General features: G+C 69.0%; 2 protein-coding genes. Both read right to left on the reverse strand.

The genetic code is table 11. The features are described from left to right. Nucleotides 1–56: 56 nt before the first annotated feature. Nucleotides 57–440 carry a hypothetical protein gene (locus ACWD1U_RS37200; protein ID WP_451113783.1) on the reverse strand — a complete coding sequence of 128 codons (384 nt, stop codon included), beginning with the start codon at nucleotides 438–440 and terminating at the stop codon, nucleotides 57–59. A 173-nt stretch (nucleotides 441–613) separates the two neighbouring features. Next, nucleotides 614–2,233, reverse strand: coding sequence for an IS1634 family transposase (locus ACWD1U_RS37205; protein ID WP_451113784.1), 1,620 nt, complete (start codon nucleotides 2,231–2,233; stop codon nucleotides 614–616). Between the last annotated feature and the right edge of the window lie 142 nt (nucleotides 2,234–2,375).

Here is a 2,375-nt window from a genome sequence, read left to right on the forward strand (position 1 = left end):
TCTAGCCCCGGACTTCGCAGGTCACCGTTTCAGGTCTTGTGACTGGGGCCAACCGGCTACGGGGCTGCCTCGCGGAAGAGGGCCAGGAGGGCGTGCGCCTGCGGGGCGCCCGCGTCGAAGAACTGCGTGGCCAGTACGGGTGGCACGGCGGTTCCATGCATGCGGACTTCGTGGCAGCTGAAGCAGAACGCCGCCTCGAACAGCGCCGTGTCGAGAGTGTCCGCATACGCCCGGACGCTCCAGCCCGGCGAGAAGCCGCAGCGGTGCTGCTCGCTGCCGGGCAAGCTCTCGATCAAGGCCAGGACGCCGGCTGCCTCGCTCCCTATCCAGTGGGTGCCGGCCCTGCCGGGATACGGGGCGCCCCGCTTTGTCGGGAGTTCGGAGATTCTTATGACCTCCAGCAACACAGTGGTGGCTACGGCTTCGGCGGGGAGCTGCATGTGCGTAGTCTGCCCGCGCCTCATACCGGGGTGGTGCACCTGCCCCTGATGACGGTGGTGTCTGTGGCGCCGGCCTGTGTGGACGCGCCGGTCGTCGTACGCCACCGCCGTCAGTGACAGAAACCGTGCTCAACAGGTGGCCGCCTCTGGCACTCACGGGCCTGCTGAAGCGCTCAGTCACAGGTCTGTGGCCAGCGGGTTTGTCCGATGTCGGTGTCAAGTAGGTCGAGGAGGTGGAGTTGGACGCCGCGGGTGATCTGAACGGTGGGCGGGTCGGTCACGTTGCCGATCCGCAAGGTGAGTTCGCCGAGGTGGTAGAAGATCATGTGGCCGGTGGGGCGGACGCGGCGGTTGTCGGGGTAGAGGCCGCTCATGGTCTGCTCGGGGCCGAGCGCCCGTCTGACCTGCCGCTCGATCAGGCAGAAGACGAGCAGGGCCAGGCAGATGACCTGGATCAGGGCGGCGACGCGACGATTGTGCTGCACGAAGACCGGTGCAACCGCGAGCGGGCCCTTGAAGTCGTGGTAGCGGCGCTCGACCGCGCCCTGGCCCTTGTAGTGGATCAGGGCCTGCCCGGCGTCCGCCTGGTCGGCGGGGACGGACGTCAGCAGTGCGTACCAGCCGTCGACAGCGGCTTCGGCCTCCAGCACGCCGGTGTCGAAGTGCCAGGCCAGGACTGGGGTGCCGCCCTCGGTATCGGTGACGGCCCAGCGCAGACACGAGCTGACACGGCGCTTGGCGGCGATGACCCCGATCCGGGCGACGATCTTCTCCCGGGTCTTGTAGTGGCGTCCGCCGGCCGCAGCGGTGAGCTTGTTCAGATCCTCGGTGGCCCTGGCCAGGCGTTTGTCCCGGGCGGCTTTCTGACCCGCGGCGTTGGCGGTGGAGTGGACCAGGATCCGTCGCACGGTGAGTGGCGGATCGCTCTTGCGGGGCCCGGTCAGGGTGTGGGTGTCTTCCAGCACGCGGTAGGTCTCGCGCCGCTCGGTGGGCTTGCCCGCATCCCGGTTTGGCGTCCAGTCCACGACGGTGGCCTGCGCGAGATCGAGAGCGGCATAGACCTCGTCCTTGACCTGCACGGCCGGGGCCGGGGCGATGAACTCAACCCCGGCCGCCAGCAGGGCACCGACGTTGGAGTAGGACACCAGTTTGGAGTCGGCGACCATCAGGAAGCCGCGCTCACCGGCCATGGCCCGCAGGTCCTTCATCGCGCCGACGACCTGGCTGACCTCAGCCGCCCCGCCCCCGAAGACCCGGGCATGGAGCGGGATGCCGCCGTCGGCCGACACCGCGAGTCCGGCCTGGACCTGCTTCAGATCGAAGCGCCGGTCCTTGGGATGCCCGTAGCCGATGACGGGGAAGTCCTCGTCCTGCCCCTCAACCGGGAAGGCCCCGTGCACGGACATGCTGGTCATGTCCCAGTGCATCCGGGCCACATCGATCCCGAACTCACCGATCGCCCGCGCCCCGACCGTGCCCGCGATGTGCTCCAGGTGCGGCGCGATCGCATCCAGCGCCCGGGCCAGACGGTCATCGTTGAGCAGACCGGGCTCGATCCCGAAGACCTCTTCCACCGCCCAGCACCTGGCCCAGTCCTCCACCCGCACCAGCGGCGCGGGCGACGTCAGCCGGTTGGCCACCAACGCCTCGATCACCTGCCCGTGCGTCACCAGCGCACTCGCGCCACCAGGACACACCTCGTCGACGATCCCGGCGACATCCAGCCGGCGCAGAAACTCGGCAGCGACAGGCAGAGCGCCCAGACGCTTCTCCACCACGGACGTCACCGCCACTTCAAGACGCTGACGCTGAGACCGTGGCCGCGGGGACCGGGAAGTCATCGACACACCCGGCCTAACGCCGCCACCCCGGCCCGGGACACCCCCGGGCCGGTCACACCATACGAATCAGCGACCCGCGAAATACGGGTCTAGC

It is taken from the genome of Streptomyces sp. NPDC002788, from assembly GCF_053592115.1.

What these genes read in the sequence shown, in the direction of transcription:
- ACWD1U_RS37200 (WP_451113783.1), bottom strand. Translation starts at nt 440, where the DNA reads ATGCAGCTCCCCGCCGAAGCCGTAGCCACCACTGTGTTGCTGGAGGTC.